The sequence below is a fragment of the Sulfitobacter sp. EE-36 genome (genome assembly GCF_000152605.1).
In the GTDB taxonomy this organism is placed as follows: Bacteria; Pseudomonadota; Alphaproteobacteria; order Rhodobacterales; family Rhodobacteraceae; genus Sulfitobacter; species Sulfitobacter pontiacus.
On the sequence record NZ_CH959310.1, the window covers coordinates 729,631 to 755,188 of the forward strand.

At 59.6% G+C, this 25,558-nt stretch carries 23 protein-coding genes; 9 read left to right on the forward strand and 14 right to left on the reverse strand.

The features are described from left to right. Positions 1 to 48 precede the first annotated feature (48 nt). On the forward strand, positions 49 to 594 hold the full coding sequence (locus tag EE36_RS06160) for a hypothetical protein (RefSeq protein ID WP_005850507.1): 546 nt from the start codon (positions 49 to 51) through the stop codon (positions 592 to 594). An 87-nt stretch (positions 595 to 681) separates the two neighbouring features. On the opposite strand, the gene pncB is transcribed toward EE36_RS06160, so the two are convergent. Next, the gene (pncB, locus tag EE36_RS06165; RefSeq protein WP_005850508.1) at positions 682 to 1,974 is read right to left on the reverse strand and encodes a nicotinate phosphoribosyltransferase; all 1,293 of its coding nucleotides are present in this window, start codon (positions 1,972 to 1,974) and stop codon (positions 682 to 684) included. 125 nt (positions 1,975 to 2,099) lie between these two features. On the opposite strand from pncB, the gene EE36_RS06170 reads away from it, so the two are divergent. Beyond that, complete coding sequence (locus tag EE36_RS06170; protein ID WP_005850509.1) at positions 2,100 to 2,759, forward strand: MarC family protein; 660 nt, start codon at positions 2,100 to 2,102, stop codon at positions 2,757 to 2,759. Here EE36_RS06170 and pncA read toward each other — a convergent pair. Then, positions 2,746 to 3,342: a bifunctional nicotinamidase/pyrazinamidase gene (pncA, locus tag EE36_RS06175; RefSeq protein WP_156785527.1), complete on the reverse strand. Its 597-nt coding sequence runs from the start codon at positions 3,340 to 3,342 to the stop codon at positions 2,746 to 2,748. The two genes, EE36_RS06170 and pncA, sit on opposite strands and share 14 nt — an antisense overlap. Positions 3,343 to 3,444: 102 nt before the next feature. Between pncA and EE36_RS06180 the strand changes: the two genes are divergently transcribed. Beyond that, positions 3,445 to 4,344, forward strand: a complete 900-nt coding sequence (locus EE36_RS06180; protein WP_039912169.1) for a rhodanese-related sulfurtransferase — start codon at positions 3,445 to 3,447, stop codon at positions 4,342 to 4,344. Positions 4,345 to 4,391: 47 nt separating this feature from the next. On the opposite strand, the gene EE36_RS06185 is transcribed toward EE36_RS06180, so the two are convergent. From EE36_RS06185 to EE36_RS06210, 6 genes are all read right to left on the reverse strand, one after another. After that, positions 4,392 to 5,711, reverse strand: coding sequence for a UDP-glucose/GDP-mannose dehydrogenase family protein (locus tag EE36_RS06185; RefSeq protein WP_005850512.1), 1,320 nt, complete (start codon positions 5,709 to 5,711; stop codon positions 4,392 to 4,394). Positions 5,712 to 5,771: 60 nt separating this feature from the next. Continuing rightward, positions 5,772 to 7,100, reverse strand: coding sequence for an FAD-binding oxidoreductase (locus EE36_RS06190; protein WP_005850513.1), 1,329 nt, complete (start codon positions 7,098 to 7,100; stop codon positions 5,772 to 5,774). Positions 7,101 to 7,112: 12 nt separating this feature from the next. After that, entirely contained in the window at positions 7,113 to 7,934 is an 822-nt protein-coding gene (locus EE36_RS06195; protein WP_005850514.1) for an ABC transporter permease, read from the reverse strand. Further along, the gene (locus EE36_RS06200) at positions 7,931 to 8,806 is read right to left on the reverse strand and encodes an ABC transporter permease subunit (RefSeq protein ID WP_039912171.1); all 876 of its coding nucleotides are present in this window, start codon (positions 8,804 to 8,806) and stop codon (positions 7,931 to 7,933) included. The genes EE36_RS06195 and EE36_RS06200 overlap by 4 nt, the downstream gene beginning before the upstream one ends. A 2-nt stretch (positions 8,807 to 8,808) precedes the next feature. Further along, complete coding sequence (locus EE36_RS06205; RefSeq protein WP_005850516.1) at positions 8,809 to 9,936, reverse strand: ABC transporter ATP-binding protein; 1,128 nt, start codon at positions 9,934 to 9,936, stop codon at positions 8,809 to 8,811. Positions 9,937 to 10,028: 92 nt separating this feature from the next. Next, entirely contained in the window at positions 10,029 to 11,120 is a 1,092-nt protein-coding gene (locus tag EE36_RS06210; protein ID WP_039911675.1) for a polyamine ABC transporter substrate-binding protein, read from the reverse strand. 140 nt (positions 11,121 to 11,260) lie between these two features. Between EE36_RS06210 and EE36_RS06215 the strand changes: the two genes are divergently transcribed. The 6 genes from EE36_RS06215 to EE36_RS06240 all read left to right on the forward strand — a co-directional run bounded on the left by EE36_RS06215 (position 11,261) and on the right by EE36_RS06240 (position 19,132). After that, the gene (locus tag EE36_RS06215; RefSeq protein WP_005850518.1) at positions 11,261 to 11,941 is read left to right on the forward strand and encodes a GntR family transcriptional regulator; all 681 of its coding nucleotides are present in this window, start codon (positions 11,261 to 11,263) and stop codon (positions 11,939 to 11,941) included. A 121-nt stretch (positions 11,942 to 12,062) separates the two neighbouring features. Then, on the forward strand, positions 12,063 to 13,493 hold the full coding sequence (locus EE36_RS06220) for an aspartate aminotransferase family protein (RefSeq protein ID WP_005850520.1): 1,431 nt from the start codon (positions 12,063 to 12,065) through the stop codon (positions 13,491 to 13,493). Positions 13,494 to 13,853: 360 nt separating this feature from the next. Then, on the forward strand, positions 13,854 to 14,954 hold the full coding sequence (locus EE36_RS06225) for an ABC transporter ATP-binding protein (protein ID WP_005850522.1): 1,101 nt from the start codon (positions 13,854 to 13,856) through the stop codon (positions 14,952 to 14,954). A gap of 111 nt (positions 14,955 to 15,065) precedes the next feature. Next, a complete protein-coding gene (locus EE36_RS06230) occupies positions 15,066 to 16,181 on the forward strand; it encodes an extracellular solute-binding protein (RefSeq protein WP_005850523.1) in 1,116 nt (371 codons plus the stop codon). Between the two features lie 100 nt (positions 16,182 to 16,281). Continuing rightward, positions 16,282 to 17,949 carry an ABC transporter permease gene (locus EE36_RS06235; RefSeq protein ID WP_005850527.1) on the forward strand — a complete coding sequence of 556 codons (1,668 nt, stop codon included), beginning with the start codon at positions 16,282 to 16,284 and terminating at the stop codon, positions 17,947 to 17,949. A gap of 4 nt (positions 17,950 to 17,953) precedes the next feature. Beyond that, positions 17,954 to 19,132: an ABC transporter permease gene (locus tag EE36_RS06240; protein WP_005850529.1), complete on the forward strand. Its 1,179-nt coding sequence runs from the start codon at positions 17,954 to 17,956 to the stop codon at positions 19,130 to 19,132. A gap of 79 nt (positions 19,133 to 19,211) precedes the next feature. Here the strand turns inward: EE36_RS06240 and EE36_RS06245 are convergent, their stop codons facing one another. The 6 genes from EE36_RS06245 to EE36_RS06270 all read right to left on the reverse strand — a co-directional run bounded on the left by EE36_RS06245 (position 19,212) and on the right by EE36_RS06270 (position 25,518). Further along, positions 19,212 to 20,471, reverse strand: coding sequence for a lytic murein transglycosylase (locus EE36_RS06245; RefSeq protein WP_005850530.1), 1,260 nt, complete (start codon positions 20,469 to 20,471; stop codon positions 19,212 to 19,214). Between the two features lie 122 nt (positions 20,472 to 20,593). Beyond that, positions 20,594 to 22,873 carry a ribonuclease R gene (gene rnr, locus EE36_RS06250; protein WP_005850532.1) on the reverse strand — a complete coding sequence of 760 codons (2,280 nt, stop codon included), beginning with the start codon at positions 22,871 to 22,873 and terminating at the stop codon, positions 20,594 to 20,596. 3 nt (positions 22,874 to 22,876) lie between these two features. Then, on the reverse strand, positions 22,877 to 23,479 hold the full coding sequence (locus tag EE36_RS06255; RefSeq protein ID WP_005850533.1) for a TIGR04282 family arsenosugar biosynthesis glycosyltransferase: 603 nt from the start codon (positions 23,477 to 23,479) through the stop codon (positions 22,877 to 22,879). Continuing rightward, positions 23,476 to 23,898, reverse strand: coding sequence for a GNAT family N-acetyltransferase (locus tag EE36_RS06260; protein ID WP_005850535.1), 423 nt, complete (start codon positions 23,896 to 23,898; stop codon positions 23,476 to 23,478). Before EE36_RS06260 ends, EE36_RS06255 begins: the two co-directional genes overlap by 4 nt. Beyond that, positions 23,895 to 25,040 carry a succinyl-diaminopimelate desuccinylase gene (gene dapE / locus EE36_RS06265; protein ID WP_005850536.1) on the reverse strand — a complete coding sequence of 382 codons (1,146 nt, stop codon included), beginning with the start codon at positions 25,038 to 25,040 and terminating at the stop codon, positions 23,895 to 23,897. Before dapE ends, EE36_RS06260 begins: the two co-directional genes overlap by 4 nt. A gap of 139 nt (positions 25,041 to 25,179) precedes the next feature. Then, positions 25,180 to 25,518 carry a hypothetical protein gene (locus EE36_RS06270; RefSeq protein ID WP_005850537.1) on the reverse strand — a complete coding sequence of 113 codons (339 nt, stop codon included), beginning with the start codon at positions 25,516 to 25,518 and terminating at the stop codon, positions 25,180 to 25,182. Between the last annotated feature and the right edge of the window lie 40 nt (positions 25,519 to 25,558).

Genomic DNA, 25,558 nt, shown 5'->3' on the forward strand with positions numbered 1-25,558 from the left:
TCGCAGACATACAAGCGATGTCTGGTAGTAAATCTAAGGAGAACTCAGATGAAACTTACGACCACAACACTGATCGCGACCCTGATGGCCACCGGCGTTTCCACCGCAGCGATGGCGCAAACCTCTGTTGATGGTGCCGTTGGCGGCGCAGCAGACGTAGGCTCGGGCATCAGCGCTGACGTTGGCGCATCCGGTTCACTATCCACCGATTCCACACTGAAACAAGCCAAGGGTGCCGTGACCGACACCGGCGACACCGCGCAGGAAAACTATGGTCAGTTGATCCAGGAACTGCGCGCCGGCGCCGAAACCGACACGCAGACCCAAGCAGAAATTGATGCGTTCGATGCCGACGCCAAGCTGGACGTCGTAACCGTGTCGGAGCTGAAAGCCTCCAAACAGGGGACCACAACCGCGCTGGACGACGCGCTGGACGCACAGGCCGAGGCCGTTGACGACATGCGCGCCTCTGTTGACGCCAATGCTGACCTGAGCGCAGAGCTGAAAGCCGAAGGCTTTACCTCGGAAGAGGTCGTGGCCGTGCGCGGTAACGGTATGGGCGGTCTGACCCTGATCGTCGACGACCGCGGCTAAGCGATTTGCAGTTATGCCCCGCACCCCACGCAGGCGGCATAAAGCAGAGGGGCCGGTGGGAAACCACTGGCCCCTTTTGCCGTCGGATCAGACGATAATTTTCTGAGCCGCTTGATCACCGACGCCAAAGACACGTTTGTAACGGTCAATCTCTGACTGCGGGCCCATTGCTTTGTTAGGGTTATCCGACAGCTTCACCGTCGGGCTGCCGTTCGCCTTTACCGCTTTGCACACCAACGAAAACGGGGCGAGCGCGTCGTCAGGCACCAGCCCGCGGAAATCGTTTGTCAGCAAGGTGCCCCAGCCAAAGGAGGCTTTGACCTTGCCTGCGAACTGTTGATGCAGTTCCTTGATCTTGGCGACATCCAGACCGTCGCTGAAAATAACCCGCTTTTCACTGGGGTCTTCACCGCGGGACTTCCACCAGTCGATCGCGGTCTGTGCCGCCACCGCCGGATCACCACTATCGACGCGGATCCCGGTCCAGCCCGCCAGCCAGTCGGGCGCGTTATCTAGAAAGCCTTTCGTACCGTAAGTATCAGGCAGAATGATACGCAGATTGCCTTCGTGTTCATCGTGCCAGTCTTGCAGAACGTCATAGGGCGCTTGCGCAAGTGCGGCGTCGTCCTTGGCCAATGCGGCATAGACCATCGGCAGTTCATGCGCGTTGGTGCCGATCGCCTCGACCTCTCGGCTCATGGCGATTTTGCAGTTTGACGTACCGGTAAAGGCGTCGCCCAAGCCTTCCTGCATGGCCTGCACGCACCAATCCTGCCACAGGAACGAATGGCGGCGACGGGTGCCGAAATCGGCGATGGACAGATCGGGGATTTCCCGCAGGGCTTCGATCTTTTCCCAGACACGGGTCATGCCGCGCGCATAGAGCACCTGCAGTTCGAACCGGCCCATACGGTCCAGCACGGCGCGGCTGCGCAGCTCCATCAAGACGGCCAGGGCGGGGATCTCCCACAGCATGACTTCGGGCCACGACCCTTCGAATGTCAGCTCGTATTGGTCGCCCTTACGCTCAAGATGATAGGGCGGCAGGCGCAGGCCCTCGAACCACTCCATGAAGTCGGGGCGGAACATCTGACGCTTGCCGTAAAAAGTATTCCCACGCAGCCAGGTGCTTTCCCCGCGGCTGAGTGACAGCGACCGGATGTGATCAAGCTGTTCGCGCAGCTCGCCTTCGTCAATGAGATCGGCCAGCGGGATATGCTTGGAACGGTTGATCAGGCTGAATGTGACCTGTGTTTCCGGCTTGTTGCGAAAAACCGACTGGCACATCAACAGCTTATAGAAATCCGTATCAATCAGGGACCGCACGATAGGGTCGATCTTCCACTTGTGGTTCCAGACGCGGCTTGCAATGTCGACCATGTTCAAAGCTCCCTTAGGCGGTGTGTTTGTGGCCCATCCATCTTGTACGGGCAAGGGAATTGCCGCTGACACAGTGCAAAACCTGTGGTAATCCACCGACTTAACCCCCTAAGGAGCGCTGCTAGATGCTGGAATGGCCCAATCTCTTGCGAGAGTTGATTACCTTGTTTGTCGTGATCGACCCTATTGGCAGCCTTCCCGTCTTTCTTTTCGCGACAGCCAACGTCCCGCAACACCTGCACAAAAGCTTTGCGCTGCGGGCCGTACTGGTGGCCGGTCTGGTCTTGCTTGGGTTCCTCGTGGGCGGGCAATATCTGCTTGAGAACCTTGGGCTGCGGCTGGGGTCGTTTCAGGTCGCGGGCGGGATTATCCTGTTCCTCTTCGCGCTCAGCATGATTTTCGGCGATCCGAAACCGACGCAGGAAATCGAGGCGGCAGAGCGGGATCATCTCGCCGGTGCGGTCTTTCCGCTCGCCATGCCGTCTATCGCCTCTCCGGGGGCGATGCTGGCGATTGTGATCCTGACTGACAACCACACCAACCAGATATCAGACCAGCTGGTCACGGCGGGCCTGCTGGTTGTCGTGCTGCTGTTCACGCTTGTGCTTCTGTTGCTCGCAGGGCGGATCGGTCACCTGATGGGGACCACAGGCGCCAGCGTGATCAGCCGCGTCATGGGGATCATTCTGGCGACCGTCGCGGTAGATGCCACGCTTGGCGGGCTGGATGCGCTGGATATCCTCAACATCGCCCCCGTCGAAGACGCCCCGCTTAGCGCAGAGTAACCCCCGCCGTCGTCATCGCCTCGCGCGCGGCAGAAAGCGACCCGTCCAGATCGATCGCACGACACAGGTCCAAACGGACCTCGACATCAAAGCCCAGCTTCGCCGCGTCCACGGCGGAGAAGTTAACGCAGAAATCAAGCGCCAAACCGACCATCGTCAGCTTGGTTATGCCGCGTGTCCGCAAATACCCTTCAAGCCCGGTAGGCGTTTTGTGGTCATTTTCGAAGAACGCAGAATAGCTGTCTATGGCGGGGTTGTACCCTTTACGAATGATCATATCGGCACGGGTTTGATCCAGCCGCGGGTGGAACGCGGCCCCGTTGCTGCCTTGGACACAATGATCCGGCCACAGCACCTGCGCGCCATAGGGCATCTGCGTCACCTCGAACGGCGCCTTATCCGCATGGGACGACGCAAAGGAGGAATGGCCCGCCGGATGCCAGTCCTGCGTTAGAACCACCGCATCCGCCTGCCCCATCAGCGCGTTGATCCCGTCGACGATCGCGTCGCCGTCTGTCACCGCGAGGGCGCCGCCGGGGCAGAAATCATTTTGAACATCAATCACGATCAGGGCGTGGGTCATATCGGGTTCCTCATGGGCCAGCTTGTGCCAAGGGACATAGCACGGCGGGTGCGGCGCGGCACCCCCTTGCCTGAACCGCCGCATGGGCGTATCTCAGCGCGCATGTATACCATTGCCGCCCTCTATCATTTCAGCCGTTTTGACGCGCCTGACGCCCTGCGCCCGCCGTTGATTGCGCTTTGTGCGCAACATGACGTCAAAGGCACGCTGCTTGTCGCCGCCGAAGGCATCAACGGCACCATCGCCGGCCCCCGTGCGGGGATAGACGCGGTCATCGCGCATATCCGTGCGCTGCCCGGCTGCGCCGATCTTGAGTGGAAGGAAAGCACCGCCACGACGCCGCCCTTCGGCAAGATGAAGGTCCGCCTGAAGCGCGAGATCGTGACCATGGGTCAGCCCGATGTCGATCCTCTGGCCAAGGTCGGGCATTACGTCGATCCCGCCGACTGGAACGATCTGATCGGCCGCGACGATGTTGCCGTGATCGACACGCGCAATGACTATGAGGTCGCGATCGGCACCTTCGACGGGGCCATTGACCCCGAAACCCAGAGCTTTGGCGAATTCCCCGCCTGGTGGGAGGCGAATAAGGACCGGTTCCACAACAAGAAAATCGCGATGTTCTGCACCGGCGGTATCCGGTGTGAGAAATCGACCAACTACCTGATCGGCCAAGGGGTGGAGGACGTGTTCCACCTCAAGGGGGGCATCCTCAAGTACCTTGAAGAAGTCCCCGAAGAGCAAAGCAGCTGGAAAGGCGATTGCTTTGTCTTTGATAACCGGGTCAGCGTAGGTCACGGGTTGAAAGAAGGGCCGCATATGCTGTGCCACGGCTGCCGTCGCCCGATCCTGCCCGAAGATACCGCAAAGCCCGGATACGAGGCCGGCGTTAGCTGCCCGCAGTGCGTCAATGAAACCTCTGACGCGGATAAGGCGCGGTTCCGTGAGCGCCAGCGGCAGATGACGCTTGCCAAAGCACGCGGCGAAACCCACCGCAGCTGATCACGCTGTCGGCCCGCCCTGTTCCAAGCGCGGGCCTGTGGTGCAGGTTAAGCCCCGAACCCTTCGCGCCCGATCGAGACATAGGCCGAGAAACCGGCGCGCTTGGCATCTTTGGGGCTGTAGATATTGCGCAGATCTGCCATTGCAGGGGTCGTCATCCGCTTGGCCATCCGCTTGAGGTCCAGCGCGCGGAATTCATTCCACTCCGTCAGAATGACCAGCGCATCCGCATTTTGCGCGGCCTTATAGGCATCCTCCAGCCACGACACGCCCGGCAGCAAGGCTTCGCCCTCGCGTTTGCCCTGCGGATCAACCACACGCACCTTGGCCCCGTTGCCCACCAGCGATGGCACAATCGTCAAGCTGGGAGAGTCGCGCATATCGTCTGTGTTGGGCTTGAACGTTACCCCCAGCACCGCGATGGTCTTGCCGTTTACCGACCCGCCACAGATGTCGACCACCTTGTCGATCATCCGGCGTTTGACCTCGTCGTTCACCTTGATCACGGTTTCGGTCAGCTGCATCGGCACCGAATGATCCTGCCCCATCCGCGCCAAGGCCTGCGTGTCTTTCGGGAAGCAGCTCCCGCCGTAGCCCGGGCCCGCGTGCAGGAACTTGGACCCTATCCGGTTATCCAGCCCCATGCCCTTCGACACCATTTTCACATCCGCACCAGTGCGTTCACACAGGGCCGCGATTTCATTGATAAAGGTAATCTTGGTCGCCAAAAACGCGTTGGCGGCGTATTTGATCATCTCTGCGCTTTCCAGATCCGTCGACATGATCGAAAACTCGCGCAGCGAGAGCGGGCGGTAGATGTCCTTCATCACCTGTTCGGCGCGTTCATTCTGCGTTCCTACAACCACGCGGTCGGGGCGCATAAAGTCGTCAATCGCGGCCCCTTCACGCAGGAATTCCGGGTTCGAGGCAACGTCGAATTCGGCCTCAGGATTGGCTTTGGCGACGACCTGTTTGACCTGACGGTTGGTGCCCACGGGCACAGTCGATTTGGTGACGATCACCGCATAACCCGTCAGGACAGAGGCGATCTCTTCTGCGGCGGCCATGACATAGGTCAGATCCGCATGGCCATCCCCGCGGCGGGTCGGTGTCCCAACCGCGATAAACACGGCATCCGCACCATCCACTGCACTGGCAAGGTCACCGGTGAAAGACAGACGCCCCGCTGCAACGTTCTTCGCCATCAAGTCATCAAGGCCGGGTTCGTAGATCGGGACGATGCCCTTTTCCAACTTCTCGATCTTAGACGGGTCTTTGTCGACACAGACAACTTCATGCCCGAAATCCGAGAAACAAACACCCGAGACCAAACCGACATAGCCGGTGCCAATCATCGCAATCTTCATGAAACTTTATCCTAAATCAATTTGACAGTCAGCAAGCCAAGCCAGCCGGTGCACCCACATCTAGTGATCTGACAGCGCAAAACCAAGATAGGCAAATGGCATCAAAAGTCGACGCCAGCGCCCCAGCTCGAACTTTCGCAGCGGTTTTTGCATGACCTGGGGGTAGGGCCGGTCGATGGGTTTGCCCATCACTAGATCCGCGACCAGCCCGCCCGAATAGCTGCCCATTGCAACACCATTCCCATGATAACAAAGACTTGCATAGACAGCACCGGGGTCAGGGAGCTTGCCGACAAAGGGCATTTGCGCGCGCGACAGACATACCATACCCGACCATTGGTAGGGTGTCTCAACGTCTTTCCACGCCGGAAAAAACTTTTCAAAATCGCGGCGTACACGCGCAATGGCGCGCGCCTCTGCCGCTTTGCCCGTCACCAAACCGCCGCGCATGCCGAACAACATCCGGCGGTCCGGCATCAGCCTGAAATAATGCAGCAAATTGCGCGTATCTGCGGACATATAATCGCTCTTCCATCCCGCGGCATCAAGCTCTGCCTCGGTCAGGGGGCGGGTCACAAGGACCGTCGACTGCGTGGGCATATAGCGCGCAGACAGCCCTGGCACCAAATCTTCCGACGAATACCCGTTCGTGGCGACAATCACCTTCTGTGCATGCACCCTGCCCTTGGGCGTTCGAACGTCGTGACCCTGCGCCGCCTGCCGCACTTCGAGCGCAGGCGTATCATGATAGATGACCGCGCCCGCCTTTTCCGCCGCCGCAGCAAGGCCGGTCACGTATTTCCGCGGGTTCAGCGCAAAGCCCGCCGGAATATGCAGCGCCCCGTGGAACGGCCCTGAAAGCCCATGCGCCGCGAAATCCGCGGGATCAATCAGCCGCGCCTCTAGCCCGTAGTTCTCTCGCACCTCGCGGGCGCGCGTGCGAAAATCGTGCATATCCTTGGGCCGATGCGCCAGCTCGATCTCCCCGTCGGAGTGGCGGTCAACCTCGATCCCATGCAGCGTGATCAACGCGTCAACAAAGTTGATCGCCGCCAGCTCAGCCGCGCGAAAGCGCAACCGATCCTCGCGCCCTGCAAGCTTGTCCAGCGCGGCATCGCTGAGCCGCCCGCCCCCAAGGCAGCAAAAGCCCCCGTTGCGGCCCGACGCGCCCCAGCCGACGTATCGATTTTCCAGCACAACCGCCGAATATCCAGCCTCCGCAAGGCGCAACGCAGCAGAGAGCCCGGTAAAGCCGCCGCCCACAATCGCCACGTCACAGGATACGTCACCTTCCAACGCAGACCTGTCGGTAGCGGCACAGGTTTGATCCCACCAACAATTTTCCCTAGGCGCATCTGTATAGGCAAAATCGTTAAATATTCGTTTCATGCCGCCGCTCTTTCATGCCACGGCGCGTTCCGCCGCCTGCACATCGCGTTGCGCCTTGATCGCCTTGCGCTTCGACATCAGTGACGCCGTGATAACCCCGAAAGTCACGATACCGATCATGATGGTGGATAATGCGTTAATCTCGGGCGAGACGCCAAGACGCACCGCGCTCCAGATCTTGATCGGCAGGGTTGTGGAGGACGGGCCCGTGGTAAACGAAGCGATAACAAGGTCGTCCAGCGAGAGCGTGAACGCCAGCAGCCACCCCGAGATGACAGCCGGCGCAATGATCGGCAAGGTCACCAAACGGAAGGCGTCGAAAGGCGAACACCCAAGGTCCAGCGCAGCTTCCTCCAGCGACCGGTCAAAAGTCACCAGCCGCGATGACACGACCACTGAGACATAGCACATCGAAAAGGTCGTGTGTGCCAGCACGATGGTCAGCGTCCCCCGGTCCAGCCCGATCCCAATAAACAGAAGCAACAGCGATAGGCCGGTAATCACCTCCGGCATGACCAGCGGTGCGTAGATCATACCCGAGAAAAGCGTACGCCCAGCAAACCGCCCGCCGCGCACAAGGATGTATGCCGCCATCGTCCCCAACACCGTTGCCAGCGTAGAGGACGCCACCGCGACCTTCAGCGTTACCATCGCAGCATTCAGAAATGCCTCATTCTGAAGCAGCTCGCCGTACCATTTGGTCGAGAAGCCGGCCCACACTGTCACCAGTTTCGAACTGTTAAAACTGTAGATGACCAGCAGGATCATCGGCAGATAAAGAAAAGCAAACCCGAGGGTGAGCGACGTAATATTGAACCAGCTTGCGCGTCTCATGACTCCACCTCCGCCTGACGTTGCTGGTTGCGTTGGAACAGAACGATTGGAACGATCAGGATCAGCAGCAGGATCACCGCCACCGCGCTCGCGACGGGCCAGTCGCGGTTGTTAAAGAACTCCTCGAACAAGACCTTGCCGATCATCAACGTCCCTGAACCGCCCAACAAAGACGGGATAACGAATTCGCCCAGCGCGGGGATAAAGACCAGGAAACACCCTGCAATGATCCCGTTGCGAGACAAAGGTATCGTGACCAGCCAGAATGCCTTTAACCGTGAACATCCCAGATCTTCAGCGGCCTCGATCAAGGATTCGTCCAACCGATCTAGCGCGGCATAAATCGGTAGAATCATGAATGGCAGATAAGTGTAAACAATTCCTATATAGACCGCGGTCGTCGTGTTCATGATCGTCAAAGGCGTATCGATGATGCCCAACCACAGCAGGAATTGATTCAAAAGCCCCTCATTACTCAGAATACCGACCCATGCGTAAACGCGGATCAGGAAACTGGTCCAAAAGGGCAAGATCACCAGCATCATGAAGGTCGGACGCCATTCCTCGGGCGCGCGAGCCATGCCGTAGGCCATGGGGTAGCCCACCAAAACCGCTAAAACTGTAGATATTAACGCAATCTTCAAACTGCTTAGGTAAGCCTTCCAGTAGAGATCGTCCGAAGCAAGAAAGGTAAAGTTTTCCAGATCGAATGCCGCGAACATCGCCCAGATCCCGTCCTTTGCCGTCGGGGAGTAAGGAGGAATCGACAAAGCCAGATCAGAGAGAGAAATTTTAAAAACAATGATGAAAGGAATGAGAAACAGCGCGAGCAACCAGGCATAGGGCACCGCGATAAGGAAAAAGCGACGCATATTCATCGCTCCAACAGGACGCCGGCGGTGGCGCTCCATGAAATCCAGACCTTATCCTCCCACGTGATCGTGCGGCGCGACAGCCGACGCGTATTTGCGGTCTGTGCCTTGATCACTTGACCACCGGCCAGCTGGACATGGTAGGTGCTGAGATTGCCAAGATATGCGATGTCCAGAACGGTGCCCTGAACTGCGTTCTTCATTTCTGTCGGCTTCTCGGTAGAAATGGCGATCTTCTCCGGTCGGATCGCAAGATGAGCTTCCTGCCCATCGCTAAAGGGGCGTTCTGATGCCGCAAGCAAGGGGGCCTCATTCGCGACCCAATCAAGGTGGTACATATTCTCGCCCGCGGCCTTCACCGTGCCAGAGATAATGTTCACGTCACCGATGAAGTCGGCGACGTAGACGGAATTAGGTGCTTCGTAGATACCCCCTGGCGTCGCGACCTGGATGATCTGCCCTTCGTCCATCACAGCCACGCGGCTCGCGACGGTCATCGCTTCCTCTTGGTCGTGGGTCACGATAACAAAGGTGGTCCCCGTGCTTTCCTGGATATCCATCAGTTCAAACTGGGTGTCCTGACGCAGCTTTTTGTCCAACGCGCCAAGCGGTTCGTCCAGTAGCAAAAGCTTCGGCGCCTTGGCGAGGGACCGCGCAAGCGCGACCCGTTGACGTTGCCCCCCCGAGATTTGGTGGGGTTTGCGTTTGGCAAATTTGGTAAGGCGCGTCAGTTTGAGCATCTCTTCAACGCGTGCGGCGATATCTGCCTTGGACATATCCCCTCGTTTCAACCCAAAGGCGATATTCTCCCAGACAGACAGATGTGGGAACAGGGCATAGGACTGGAACATCATGTTCACCGCCCGCTTGTTCGGCGGGATGCCCGCGATATTCTTACCCGCCAATTCGATCTTGCCCGCGCTTGGGTTTTCAAACCCGGCAAGCATGCGCATCATCGTTGTTTTACCGCAGCCCGAAGGCCCCAGCAGTGCAAAGAACTCGCTTTCATAAATACTCAAAGACAGATCATCGATCGCAACGAAATCGCCAAAACGCTTTGTCACATTCTCGAAGCGGATAAGCGGCTTTTCGTTCGGGTCATCCCACGGGGCGAAAACGGGTTGGCTCACTTTGATCTATCCTTTGCACAGCGTTTACCCCTCCGGGTGGAAGGGTCCGGTAGATCGGGTCAAAGCCGGTAAGGCTTTGACCCGATGCGATTTTAGATACCAGATTTGATCTTCGTCCACATACGCGTGACGACACGCTGTACCTTGGGTGAATATGAAGAAATGGTATACAGGTTTTCCAGCGTGGCTTCGTCTGGGTAAATCGCTGTGTCCCCGATCACGTCTTCGGCAAGGAACTCCTGGCTCGCCTTGTTGCCGTTCGCATAGTAAACGTAGTTCGACGCGGCGGCCATATTCTCTGGTTCCATGATGAAATTCAAGAACTTATGCGCCCCATCCGGGTTTGGTGCATCCGCTGGAATAGCCATATTGTCGAACCACATCAGCGCCCCTTCTTTTGGCGCGTAATAGGCGATTTCGACACCGTTATCCGCCTCGGCCGCGCGGTCACGCGATTGCAGGATGTCACCCGACCAACCGAAGGCAACGCAGATATCACCGTTGGCCAGTGCGTTAATATACTCCGAGCTGTGGAACTTTTGAACGTGGGGGGCAACCGCCGTCAAAACAGGCTCTGCCTTCGCGATCACGTCGGGGTCCTGGGATTGAGGATCTTCGCCCAGAAACTTCAGAGCCGCGGGGATCATTTCTGTCGGAGCGTCAAGGAAATGCACGCCACATTCGGCCAGCTTTTCCATATTCTCGGGCTTGAATACGAGGTCAAGCGAATCAACAGGGGCATCTTCGCCCAGCACTTCCTTAACCTTGGTCATGTTCACGCCAAGCCCGGTGGTGCCCCACATATAGTTAACGGCATATTCATTACCGGGGTCGTATTTCGATACGCGGTCCTCGATCACGTCCCACATGTTGGTGATGTTCGGCAGCTTGTCTTTGTCGAGCTTCTGGAAAACCCCCGCCGTGATCTGGCGTTCAAGGAAGGTGCCGGTCGGGACAACCACGTCATAGCCGGACCCGCCTGCAAGCATCTTGGTTTCAAGCACTTCGTTACTGTCAAACACGTCATAGATCAGATCAATGCCGGTTTCTTTTTCAAATTTCTGCAACAGGTCTTCGTCGATGTAGTCGGACCAGTTATAGACCCGCACCTCTTCACCCAAGGCGCTGGTGGCGATCAATGCCGTTGCTGCGATTGAGCTGAGCAAGCTATATTTCATTGTCATCTCCCGTTGTGTAGGCTCAGTTGATCCGAACCTTTCGTCAATTTGATCAAGTTTTGCGTCATGCGACAAGATCATTTATAATTTTACGCAGGTGCATGCCGTGGTTCAAAATGTGGTTGAGTACAATTTAGGCAAATTTGATGAACGTAAATTCCGCTGACCTTGCGTCGCAAAAGCCTTTGGAAAGCCCGGCCAAGGTGCCGGCCCATCAGCATGTCTATGAACGCGTGCGCAAGCTGATCCTGTTCGGCGATCTTGCCCCCGGTCAAGCGGTCACCATTCAAGGCCTCGCGGAAACCCTTGATGCGGGCATGACCCCGGTGCGCGAAGCGCTGCGCCGTTTGATCGCCGAAGGCGCGCTGGTGCATCAGGGCAATCGGCGCGTATCGGTCCCTGTGCTGGACCTCGAAGGGGTTAACGAGCTGGAATTCATGCGAAAAACCCTTGAAGCAGAGCTTGCTCAACGGGCCACAAGCCGCATGTCAGAGACTGTTTTAAGCGAACTCGCACAGGTGGACGACGCGCTGAACCACGCGATTGATCGTGGGGATATCGGCGAATACCTGACCCAGAACTACCGCTTTCACACCATCGTCAACACCTGTGCCGAGGCCCCTATTCTGGCCGCGACCGTCGACCGTTTATGGCTGATGTTCGGCCCGTCGCTGCGCGTGGTCTGCGGTCGGTTTGGCACGTCGAACCTGCCAGATAAACATGCCGACTTGCTGGCGGCTTTTCGCGAAGGCGATGCGGCAAAGGCTGCGCAGGCCATGGCCGAGGATGTTTCTCAGGGCATGGTCCAGATTCGCGCCTCTCTTTGATTAAAATCTGATCGGCTGATAGCCGTTTATCATCACCACAGCAGAGCGATTCGATTGACTCTGCATAATTTGATCATATTCTGAGCCCAATCTTCCCTCCCCATTCCCAGAGGTGTTCTTTATGGCCCATATCACCAACCACATGCCCACCGCCGAGCTGCAATCACTTGACGCCGCGCATCACATGCACCCGTTCACCACCAATGACGAACTTGCCGAGAAGGGCGCGCGGATTATCACCCGTGCCAAGGGCGTCTACCTGACCGACAGCGAGGGGAACGAGATCCTTGACGGGATGGCGGGACTTTGGTGCGTCAACATCGGTTATGGCCGTCAGGAAATGGCCGACGTCGCAGCACGCCAGATGCTCGAGCTGAACTACTACAACACCTTCTTCATGACCTCGCACGTGCCCGCCATCGCCCTTGCAAAAGAGATCGCGTCACTGGCCCCCGGCGATCTGAACCATGTGTTCTTTGCCGGGTCGGGCTCCGAAGCGAATGACACCAACATCCGGATGGTGCGCACCTATTGGGCCATGAAAGGGAAGCCAGAGAAATCCCACATCATCAGCCGCAAGAATGCCTATCACGGGTCGTCGATGGGGTCCGGCTCTCTTGGTGGCATGAGCTATATGCACGAACAGGGTGGCATGCCGATCCCCGGCATTCACCACATCAACCAGCCCGACTGGTGGGTGGAAGGGGGCGACCTCACGCCCGAGGCCTTCGGCCTTGCCCGCGCGCAAGAGCTTGAGGCCAAGATCCTTGAGCTGGGGGCAGATAATGTCGCGGCGTTCATCGGTGAACCCATTCAGGGCGCGGGCGGGGTTATCGTGCCGCCAAGCACCTACTGGCCCGAAATCCAGCGTATTTGTGACAAGTACAATGTATTGATCATCGCGGACGAGGTGATCTGTGGCTTTGGCCGGACAGGCAGCTGGTTCGGGTCCGAGACCATGGGGATCAAGCCGCATATCATGACCATCGCCAAGGGCCTAAGCTCTGGTTACCAGCCGATTGGCGGGTCCATTGTGTGTGACGAGATCGCGCAGACCATCGGGTCTGGGGAGTTCAATCACGGCTATACCTATTCGGGGCACCCCGTTTGCTCGGCCGTGGCACTGGAAAACCTGCGGATTATGCAGGACGAAAACATTCTGGATCACGTGAACAATGTTGCTGCCCCCGCCCTGAAGGAAGGGCTGGCCAAACTGGCAGAGCATCCTTTGGTCGGCACCGTCAACGTCGCGGGTCTTATGGCGTCGCTGCCGCTGTCCCCGCGCAAAGAAACGCGGTCGAAGTTCGCAGGCGATGCAGGAACCGTCGGTTATATGTGTCGTGAACGCTGCTTTGCGAATAATCTGGTGATGCGCCACGTCGGCGACCGGATGATCATCTCGCCACCGCTGGTGATCACCCCAGAAGAGATCAAAGTATTCATGACGCGCGCCACCAAAGCGCTGGATGAAACCTATACCGCGGTCAAAGAAGGCGGCCTGCTTAAGGCAGCCGAAGACCACGCGCAAGACGCTGAATCGCCGCTCGGCTAAGGCGTGACATACATTCGGGACGAGGCGCAAAGGTCGCCCGTCCCGCCACTGGAAGCCCTGCAAGGACTTGTCTGTTTGCGACATCGGCAGAGGCTGACCAGCGCTCAAAATCGCCGGGTTCAGGGCGAGCCGCTGATGCTTAACCTATGGTAGATATTAACGAATTTCCCTTATTTCAAGCAGGCTGCACAGTAATTCCGCAGGCAAAAGAACTGTTTCTTGTCAAATAACCGTCGATCTTCCCGCAATTGACGCTTTCTGCCCAAAAGTGTCGTTAATTGGTTGCAAAGCGGAAACCAGCCAGTTTTAACTTCCTGTCAACAAGGGCGCTTGAACGTCACAATAAACGGGGAGCCAGCTTTGGCAGATACTTCAGCAACGAATGCGTTCGTAGAATTTGAACGCGTGCAGAAAAGCTATGACGGCGAAAATCTCGTCGTAAAAGACCTCAACCTGTCGATGCCGAAAGGCGAGTTTCTGACAATGCTCGGGCCATCGGGGTCCGGCAAGACCACCTGCCTGATGATGCTGGCGGGTTTCGAAACGGCCACGCATGGCGACATCCGGCTTGATGGTAAATCGATCAACAACATCCCGCCGCACAAACGCGGCATTGGCATGGTGTTCCAGAACTACGCGCTTTTCCCGCATATGACCGTTGCCGAAAACCTCGCCTTCCCGCTTGAGGTGCGCAAGATCGGCAAGTCCGAGCGTGAAGAGAAAGTAAAGATCGCGCTGGACCGTGTTCAGATGGGCGACTTCGGCGGCCGCCGTCCGGCACAGCTTTCCGGCGGTCAGCAGCAACGTGTTGCCTTGGCCCGTGCTTTGGTCTTCGAACCTGAACTGGTGTTGATGGACGAACCGCTGGGGGCGTTGGACAAACAGCTGCGCGAAACATTGCAGTTCGAGATCACGCATCTGGCGCATGAACTGGGCATCACCGTGGTCTACGTGACCCACGACCAGACCGAAGCGCTGACAATGTCCGACCGCGTGGCCGTGTTTGAAAACGGCCGCATCCAGCAGTTGGCCCCGCCCGATCTGCTGTATGAAGAGCCCGAAAACAGCTTTGTTGCGCAGTTCATCGGCGAGAATAACACTCTTGAAGGCGTCGTGACCGAGATCAAGGGCGGCACTTGCCTTGTGCAGCTGGACGGCGGCGGCCTGATCGAGGCCAAGCCGATCAACGTGACCCGCGCTGGCGAACGCACCCGCGTATCGATCCGCCCCGAACGTGTCGAATTCAACAAGGACCGGATGCAGGAAGGGGCACACACCCTGAAAGCCGAAGTGCTTGAATTCGTCTATATGGGCGACATCTTCCGCACCCGCCTGCGGGTTGCCGGGACCGACAACTTTATCATCAAGACACGAAACGCACCCGATCAGGTACGTTTGAAGCCAGGCCAGCAGATCGAGATTGGCTGGTTGGCAGAGGATTGCCGCGCCCTCGACGCATAAGCGTCAGGACGCGGCCGGCCGTCCAACGTTCGACGGCGTCGCACGAGGCTGTGGTTAAGCCCGATATCACACCCTCAAGACCCTAACGGGCATATAATGGGAGACTATCTAATGAAGTTTACGACAACGCTACTCGCATCCTCCGCGATCATTGGCGCTGGCACATTGGCATTCGCCGATGCGCATGCGGACATGGCCAAAGAGATGACGCTTGTTTCCTGGGGTGGCGCTTACCAAGCCAGCCAAGACAAAGCGTATCTGCAACCCTATCTGGAAATGCACCCTGAACTCTCTGCTGTTTGGGATGAAAGCTCCAACGAAGCCGTGGCAAAACTGCGCGCGATGAACGAAGCCGGCAATGTGACCTGGGATCTGGTCGACGTGGTTGCCGCTGACGCCATCCGCCTGTGCGACGAAGGTCTGGCTATGGAAATCGACGCGGACGAGATGCTGGCTGAAGCCCCCGACGGGACATCCGCTGAAGACGACTTTGGCGACCTGCTGGTCAGCGACTGCTTTATCCCGCAGATCGTGTATTCGACCACTTTCGGGTATCGCACAGACATGGTTGGCGACACGCCTCCAACCAAAATCTGTGACGTCTTCGACACCGAAGCCTACCCAGGCAAGCGCGCGCTTGAAAAGCGTCCGATCAACAACATGGAATGGGCGCTGCTCTGTGACGGCGTTGCAAAGGACGAAGTCTATGACGTTCTGGCAACTCCGGAAGGTCAGGAACAGGCTCTGGCCAAGCTCGACACCATCAAGGACGACGTGATCTGGTGGTCCGCCGGTGCCGACACGCCACAGCTGCTGGCCGATGGTGAAGTCGTCATGGGGTCCACCTACAACGGCCGTCTGTTCAGCGTTATCGAAGAGCAAGACCAGCCCGTTGCAATGCTGTGGGACGCACAGGTGTTCGACCTTGACGGTTGGATCATCCCAGCAGGTCTGCCTGAAGACCGTCTGGCGCGCGTCAAAGACTTCGTGAAATTCGCGACAGACACCCAGCGTCTGGCGGATCAATCGCAGTACATCAGCTACGGCCCTGCCCGTTTGTCCTCCGCTCCTATGGTTGGCAAGCACGCAGAACTGGGCATCGACATGGCACCACACATGCCAACCGACCCGGCCAACGCAAAGAACACGTTCCTCTACAACTACGAGTTCTGGGCTGACTACCGCGACGACATCGACGCGAAGTTCCAGGCATGGTTGGCGCAATAATCGCCTGAACCATTCGGAGGAGGCCGCTTTGGCCTCCTCCACCCCTTATTTGTTTTTCCATTTTCCCGACCTTCCAGCGACCTAACCCCATGGGGCCGATATGAGCGATACCGCCGACGCGACGAACGACACACCTGAACAGACCGGCCCGATGCTGGCCGCGGACGGCACACCGCTGAAACGCAGCCTGAACCGTGCGCTCCGTCGTCAGAAGCTCAGCGCGCTTTTGCTGATCGCCCCTCTGCTGATCTTTATCCTGATCACCTTTATCGCCCCGATCGCCGATATGCTGTTCCGCTCTGTCGAGAACCAGATCGTCAGCGACACGCTGCCCCGCACCACGCAAACCCTGTCCGACTGGGACAGCGAAAGCGGTGAAACCCCCGGTGCCCCCGTCTACAAGGCGCTCTACGAAGACCTGTTCATCGCGCAGGAACGCAAATTGCACACCCGTCTGGGCTCAAGGCTCAACTACGAGCTGACCGGTGCATCGTCCCTGTTCCGCAAATCCGGCCGCGGCGTGGATGACATTGGCGAAGTGTTTCAGGACCAGTTCGAGGATCTGAACGACTTCTGGAAGAAGGGCGAAAACTGGAACGCTCTGCTTGGCTCCGACGCATGGCTGGCAGAGATTTCCGATTGGAAAAAATCCTCCGGCGACGACCAGCCCGCGTTTGAAATGCGCGAAGGCATGGCAGAGCTTCTGCCCGAGACCGCCGAATACTACGAAATTTTCGCCGACTTCGTTCAGAACGACGACGAAGACAACCTGTACAAGGAAGACCCATGGGCGCTGATCTACTCGGCACTCTATGACGACCTGACAGGCCCCACGGCATCGCAAATCGCCAGCTATTCAGGCCCGGCATCAGCCGAACTGACCGAGGCTGCCGCAGCCGCCCCTACATTCGACGCAGTCGATTACAAAACAGCCTTCACCGAGATTGACGACGATTGGGGCAAAACCCCGATCTGGAGCACAATCCGCGCCTACAGTCCCGCGCTGACCAACGGCTATTTCCTGAATGCCGTCGACATGCAGAAAACGGCTGACGGTCCCGAATTCCGCCCCGACAACGAACGCATCTACGGCACGCTGTTCCTGCGCACGCTGTTCATGTCGGTCTGCATCACCCTCAGCTGTATCCTGCTGGGCTATCCGGTGGCGTGGATCCTCGCCAACCTGCCCGCGCGTACCGCGAACCTGCTGATGATCCTCGTGCTGCTGCCCTTCTGGACCTCGCTTCTGGTGCGGACATCGGCGTGGAAGGTCATGCTGCAACAACAGGGTGTGATCAACGATACACTGGTGTGGCTGGGGCTGGTGGCCGATGACAGCCGTCTTGCGCTGATCAACAACCAAACCGGCACGATCATCGCGATGACGCACATCCTGCTGCCCTTCATGATCCTGCCGCTCTATTCCGTGATGCAAACAGTACCGCCCAGCTATCTACGTGCGGCAAAGTCGCTGGGGGCCACGAACTGGACAGCCTTCTGGCGTGTGTATTTCCCGCAATCGGTGCCCGGCATCGGCGCGGGGTCGATCCTCGTGTTCATCCTGTCGATCGGCTACTACATCACGCCGGAAATCGTCGGCGGCACCACGGGGACATTCATCTCCAACCGGATTGCCTACCACATCTCCAGCTCGCTCAACTGGGGCCTCGCGGCCGCGCTTGGGGCGATCCTGCTGGCCGTGGTGCTTGGGCTTTACTGGGCCTACGACAAGATCGTCGGCATCGACAACGTGAAACTGGGAGGCTGATATCATGGTCGCACTCACACCTATCTCCCGCAAACCCGTCGGTTTCTATGTACCGGTTGTCGCCGCAGCAGGCGCCTTTGCCGGGCTCTTTGTCGGCACCGCCCAAGGCAGCGGACTGCTGGGCATCCTGATCGGAGCGCTCTCCATGGGGGCGCTGGCGTTTGTGCTGACGCAGTTGATCAAGAACGAAACCATCGCCCGCTGGACCTCTGTCATTCTGCTGGCGGTGATCGGCTTTATTCTGGGCGGCGTACCCATGCTGGTCCTGGGGGCCATCTTCGGCTGGTTCTTCGGCTGGTTCAGCTTCTGGCTCTACGAGGGACGCTACCGCGCCAAGGTCGCGCCCTATCTGACCCCGGGTCAGGTGCTCTGGCACTTTGCCTTCCGCATCATTTGCGGCGCGATCCTTGTGTTCCTGATCACACCGATCCTCGTGGTCATGCCACTTAGCTTCAACGCCGAGAACTTCTTTACCTTCACCCCTGAAATGCTGCGTTTCGATCCCGAAGGGTATTCGCTGCGCCACTACAAAGACTTCTTCAGCAGCTCCGCATGGCAAGGTGCCGTCTGGAACTCGATCAAGATCGCCCCGGCCGCGACCCTTCTGTCGGTCAGCTTCGGCACCCTCGCGGCGATTGGCCTGAGCCAGCAGCACGTGCCGTTCCGGCGCGCGATCATGGCAATCCTGATCTCGCCCATGATCGTCCCACTGATCATCTCGGCGGCGGGCATGTACTTCTTCTACAGCCGCGTCGGCCTGCAGGGCACATATGTCGGCGTTGTCCTGGCGCACGCGGCCTTGGGCATCCCCTTCGTCATCATCACCGTCACCGCGACACTGGTAGGCTTTGACCGCTCTCTGACCCGCGCGGCGGCGAATATGGGGGCCAATCCGGTCACAACCTTCTTCCGCGTGCAAATGCCGTTGATCCTGCCGGGCGTGATCTCGGGCGGTTTGTTCGCCTTCATCACCTCGTTTGATGAAGTCGTCGTGGTGCTCTTTGTCGGCTCCGCCGGTCAGAAAACGCTCCCGTGGCAGATGTTCACAGGCCTGCGCGAACAGATCAGCCCCACGATCCTTGCCGTTGCGACGATCCTCGTGGTCATCTCGATCTGCCTGCTGACCGTGGTCGAACTGCTGCGCCGCCGCTCCGAACGGCTGCGCGGGATGTCACCCGGCTAAGCCGCTTCCAAATGGTTTAAAATCCTCGCCGAAGGCACGCGCCGGACCGAAAGGTCCGGCGCGTTTCATTTACGCCAGATTATTCCGCCGCGGCTGCGCGCAGCGCCTCCAACAATCGGGGGGAGGCATAGCCGTCAGGCACAAGCCCCTGCGACAATTGGAAATCGCGCACCGCATTGATGGTCAACGGGCCGATCTTGGCGTCGATCTGGACCGTATCAAACCCCTGCGCCGTCAACTGCGTCTGAAGCTCGATCCGTTCGTCATAGGTCAGCGCGCGGTCTTGCACCGGCCAGCTGGCCTCGATCGGCCCGCCCCCGGCGATACGGTCCGCCAGATGCCCCACACCGATCACATAGGCATCGGCCGAATTATAGCGTTCGATCACCGCGAAATTGGCATAGATCAGAATCGCCGCGCCCTCTGCCCCACCGGGCAAAAGCAGGGACGCCGGGCCGTGATCCCCCAGCGATCCTGTCACAGGGCGCACCCCAAGCGCACGCCATTCCGCTGCCGTTTTCAGGATATCTCGCCCCGCCAGAAGATAGTCGAACCCCTCGGGCAGCCGTACCTCGACGCCCCAAGGCTGCCCTTGGACCCATCCGAAATGCTTGAGATACGCCGCAGTAGAGGCAAGCGCGTCACGTGGATCATCGCTCCAGATATCGCGTTTGCCATCGCCGGTGAAATCCTCGGCATATTGCTGGAAAGACGACGGCATGAACTGCGTGTGCCCCATCGCACCAGCCCAACTGCCCTGCATCCTCGCGGGCGTGGTATCGCCCGCCTGCAAGATCCGCAGCGCGTCCAGCAGTTCCCCTTCAAAAAAGGCCCGCCGCCGCCCGTCATAGGCCAATGTCGCGAGCGAGCTGAGCACCGGATCGCTGCCTCTGAAGGTGCCATAGGCACTTTCCAGCCCCCAGATCGCGGTGACGATCTCTTTTTCGACGCCATAGCGCGTTTCGATCTGGGACAGCGCATCGGCCTGTTCGGCCAGCGCCTTCTTCCCGTTGGTGACCCGTAGATCAGAGGTCGCGGTCTCCAGATAGGCCCAGATTGTTTTGGTGAATTCGGATTGGTTGCGGTCGCGGCGGATGACCTGCGGGTCATAGCGTACGGTCTGCATCGCGCGGTCAAAGACCGCACCGTCGATCCCTGCGGCCAAGGCACGCGCACGGAAGGCGGTCACCCAGTCCTGCAACCCCGCCGCGTTGCCCGGCTTTTGCACAGCCGCGGGCGGGCGCGCAGTACCCTCGGCCCCCGCAGCGATAGCACCTGTGGCAGCCGTCACTGAGAGCGTCACCCCGCCAACCAATACGCCAATTTTCAGCAGTTCCATTCCCGCGCCCCTCCCAGCATCACGCTGCAAGCCTAGCGTCAAACGCCGCGCCCAGAAAGGCGGAGTTGCCCGCTGTGCGTGTTACTGCCTGCCTGTTCCTGCCTCGTGTTCCCGCTCCGGGGTCAGCGTCGTGTGCGTTTGACCTTGCGTTTCACCTTATCCGCCTTGCGCTTGGCTTTGACACCCTTGCGCTTGGGATTGGTGCGGCCCGCAGGCCCACCGCGTCCGCGCCGCACCCCTTGGCCGCCCTTGGGCAGGGCGTCACCCTCAAGCGTCAGCAGCTCCAGCGCGATGCCCCCGGTGACCGGGACCGCCTCTGACAGGCGCACGGTGACACGCTGCCCGACAGAGATGATCATGCCCGTATCCGAGCCCATCAGCGTGCCGGCCTCTTGGTCGAAATGGAAATACTCGCGCCCCAGCGACCGCATGGGCAGCAGCCCGTCTGCCCCGGTTTCGTCCAGCTTCACAAAGGCTCCAAATCGCGCCACGCCGCTGATCCGGCCCGAGAATTCATTGCCCACACGTTCCGACAGATAGGACGCGAGATAGCGATCGGTGGTGTCGCGCTCTGCCATCATCGACCGGCGTTCCGTGTCCGAGATATGCGCGCCGGTCTGTTCGATATCCTCGATATCATGCTGGCTTAGCCCGTCGTTGCCCCAGCCGTGGGCAGTGATCAACGCGCGGTGCACGATCAAATCCGCGTAGCGCCGGATCGGAGAGGTGAAATGCGCGTAGGACCGCAGCGCCAGACCAAAGTGCCCGATATGCGCAGGCCCGTAATAGGCTTGCGTCATTGACCGCAGGGTCGACAGGTTGATCAGCTCGGCATCATCCGTGCCCGCCGCATCGTTCAGCAGCTTGTTCAAATGGCGCGTATGCAGCACCTGTCCCTTGGCCAGCGTATAGCCCGCCGCCTGCGCGGTTTCGCGCAAGGCGTCCAGCTTGGCCGGAGAGGGTTCTTCGTGGATGCGATACAGCAGCGGCGTTTTCTTGGACAGCAGAGTTTCGGCGGCGGCGACATTGGCCAGCACCATGAACTCTTCGATCAAGCGGTGCGCATCCAGCCGGTCCTTGAAGTTCACCGATTTCACGGTGCCGTCCTTGTCCAGCTCGATCCGCCGCTCGGGCAGGTCAAGGTCCAGCGGCTGACGCTCGGCGCGGGCAGCTTTCAAGGCGGCATAGGCGGCGTAGATCGGTTTTAGCACAGGGTCCAGCAACGGGCCGGTGCGGTCATTGGGGGCACCGTCAATCGCGTCCTGCACCTCTTCGTAGTGCAGCGAAGCGGGAGAGCGCATCAGCCCGCGATGGAAGCTATGGCCGATCTTGTTGCCCGCCGCATCCAGCACCATGCGGACAGCGATACAGGCCCGCGGCACGCCTTCGTGCAACGAACACAGATCTCCCGACAGACGGTCGGGCAGCATCGGCACCACACGGTCAGGGAAATAGGTGGAATTGCCCCGTTTGCGCGCCTCGCGGTCCAGCGCAGAGCCGGGGGTGACATAGGCCGCCACATCGGCAATCGCGACCCAGACGACATGGCCGCCCTCGTTCTTGGGGTCTTCGTCAGCATGGGCATAGCACGCGTCATCATGGTCCCGCGCGTCCGACGGGTCGATGGTGATCAGTGGCAGGTCGCGCAGATCCTCGCGCCCTTTCAGGCCCACGGGTTTCGCGGCATCGGCCTGCGCCATCACGTCGTCAGGAAAGTCGTCGGGGATACCATGCTGGTGGATCGCGATCAGGGACACAGCCTTGGGTGCCGACGGGTCCCCCAGCCGTTCAACGATACGCGCCCGCGGCGATCCCATGCGCGCCTTTGGTCCGGCCTGCTCCGCCTCGACCAGCTCGCCATCCTTGGCCCCGTGGGTCGCGTCTCCGGGCACCCACCATTCCTTGTCGGACCCTTTGTCGATGGGCACAATGCGCCCACCCTCTGTGGTCTTGCGGAAGATGCCCAAGACCCGCTGCGGGTTCGCGCCAATGCGGCGGATCAGCCGCGCCTCGTAGTGGTGGTCTTGCGCCTGTACCAGCGTCAACCGCGCCAGAATACGGTCGCCCGCACCCAAGGCCGGGTCAGAGGCACGGGGGATCACCAGCACCACGGGCTCCACGCCTTCACCCTGCCACTCCATCGGTTTGGCAAACAGATCGCCATCTTTGTCCGGCCCCGTGACCTGCAACACAGACACCGGCGGCAAGCGGTCAGGGTCCTGATAGCTGCGCTTGCGCTTTTCCAGATGGCCTTCGGCCTCCAGCTCTTTCAGCACGCGTTTCAGGTCGATCCGGGCCGCCCCCTTGATGCCGAACGCCTTGGCGATGTCACGCTTGGCGGTCAGAGTGGGGTTTTCGGCGATCCAGTCAAGGATCTCGGGCTTTGAAGGTATTTTGCTCATGCTTCACGAGGTAGCACGCGCACCCCGCTTCGTCATGGGCAAATCGTCGATTGTATCCACGTCGCGCAATGTGGCGACCTGTGCGATGCGGTGATCGGGCAGCGTGGCGACGGTATCGGCCAACGCATGCTCCGTGGACCAGCGGACATTTTCAAACAGGCGCGGCGGCACGGGGCGGGCGCGTTTCAGCCCGACCAGCCAATAACCCCCGTCCGGTGCAGGCCCGAACACCGCGTCATGCGACCCGAGCTCGCGAAACGCATCGGCCACCCGCGCCGCGGTCACACCCGGAATATCCGCCCCGATGACACAGACCGGCCCCGCGGGCGCGGCACGCAGCATACGGCCCATACGGTCGCCTAGATCACCGCGCCCCTGCGGCCAGCGCGGTAGATGCGCGGGCCAGACACGGCTGGACAGCCCCGCCCGATCCGGCGCGACCGCCAGCACCACCTGCCAGCGCGGGTCTTGCACACGGCGGATCAACGCGCGGGTCTGATGCCGGAACCACCACGCGGCAGCGGTCATGCCCAGATCACGGCCAAGCCGCGTTTTGACCCGCCCCGGCAGCGGCTCTTTCACCATGATGACCAGCGTGCGGTTCAAAGCGACAGCACCATTTCGCGATGATCAATGCCGGCGTCGTCAAAGACCGGCCCCTGCGCCACGAACCCCAGCTTTTCGTAGAACCCCAAGGCATGCAGCTGCGCGCCGAGCTTCACGAAGCGCACGGCAGGATCCTTGCGCGCCTCGTCTACCGCCGCGCGGATCAGCGCCGCGCCAAGCCCCGTACCGCGGTGGGATTTGATCACACATACCCGCCCAATCTTGGCCGTATCACCCTTGATATGCATCCGCGCCGATCCGATCGGCAGCTCTTCTTCGGTGGCAAGGAAATGCGTCGCGTCATCATCGCGATCGTCCATTTCATCGGCTTCCGACACGTTCTGCTCTTCGATAAAGACGATGCGGCGCAGCAGGTGACAGCTGGCGAGGTCTTCGGTCACGGCGATATGGGCGGTCATGCGAAATAGTCCTTCAGGATGCGGGTATAGATGGATTTGAGCTGGTGGATCTGCGCCACCTCGACGTTTTCGTCGACCTCGTGCATGGACTGACCAACCAGCCCGAATTCAACCACAGGGCAGTGGTGCTTCATGAACCGCGCATCCGACGTCCCGCCAGAGGTGGACAGCTCGGGCGTCACCCCCGTCTCTGCCTGCACCGCTTTGGACACCAGATCAGACAGCTCACCTGGCGGCGTGATAAAGCTCTCGCCCGAAATCTTGACCTTTAGCTCGACCTGCACGCCAAAACTGTCGCGGATCGCGGCGGCCTGTTCCTCCAGCCAGGTGGTCAGGCTAGCGCCCGAATGCTTGTCGTTAAAACGGATGTTCACCGTCGCGCGGGTTTCAGCCGGGATCACGTTGGTCGCGGGGTTGCCGGTATCGACGGTGACAATCGCCAGCGTGGAAGGATCGAAATGGTCCGTCCCCTCGTCCAGCTGATGCGAGGCAAGCTGATCCATCAGCCGCATCATCGCAGGCATCGGGTTATTGGCGCGGTGAGGATAGGCCGCATGGCCCTGTTTGCCGATCACGCGAAAATGCGCGTTCAGCGACCCGCGTCGCCCGATCTTGATCATCTCGCCCATTTTGTTCGGACATGTCGGCTCCCCCACCAGACAAACATCCATCCGTTCGCCCGCCTCTTGCATGTAATCCAGCAAGGCGCGGGTGCCGTCGATGCCTTCGGCTTCCTCGTCACCGGTGATTGCCAGCACGATGGACCCATCCGGGGGCGTGTCGCGGACAAAGTCGATGGCCGCGGCGGTAAAGGCTGCCACACCGGATTTCATATCGGTGGTGCCGCGCCCGTACATGATGCCGTCTTTGATCTCTGCGCCAAAGGGCGGCATCGTCCAGTCGGCCTCGTTCCCGATGGGCACGACATCGGTGTGACCGTTAAAGCCAAAGCTGCGGGTGTTACCCTTGTTGCCCCAACGCGCAAAGAAGTTCTTGATCCCGCCACGGTCCGCCCAGGCACAGTCAAACCCCGCCTCGGTCAGCAGATCGAACAGCACGTCTTGCGCGCCCCCATCTGCGGGGGTGACCGACGGGCAACGCACCAGTTTGGCGGTCAGGTCTACGGGATCGATGGCGGACATATGAGGGCTCCTTCGGCGTGTGTCGCGGTGTCGCCCTACATTTGTGGGGAAAATGCACCAAAGCCAAGGGGCAGCGCGGAAATACACAAAGCGGTGAGCCACATAGCCCGCGCCAGCGCTGCAAAGCCGCGCAGGAACCTTAGTCGAAGAAAGGCGTCATCTGCGCAATAATGACAGAGTTTTCATCCAGCGCCCGCGCCATCAAGGCCCGTTCGTCTTCGTCAATCTCGTGGCCTTCGGCCTCGCGGTCCGCAATCGTGCCATATCCGGTCACGTCCAGCGGGTTGGTATCGGCCTGCTTCAGGATGGCGACCGTCTCGCGCACGGCTTCCGCTTCGTCGATACCCGAGGCAAAGCACATCAGCGCAGCGCCCGTCGCCTTGTCCGGCAGGCCGTCGCCCTCTTTGCGGCCAATCTCGACCAGCAGCGTATAGACCTGCTGGCGTGACGGTTTCTTGGGTTTCTTCTGGTCAGACATAAAAAGGGCCACCGCATTAAGATGCGGCAGCCCTATCGTG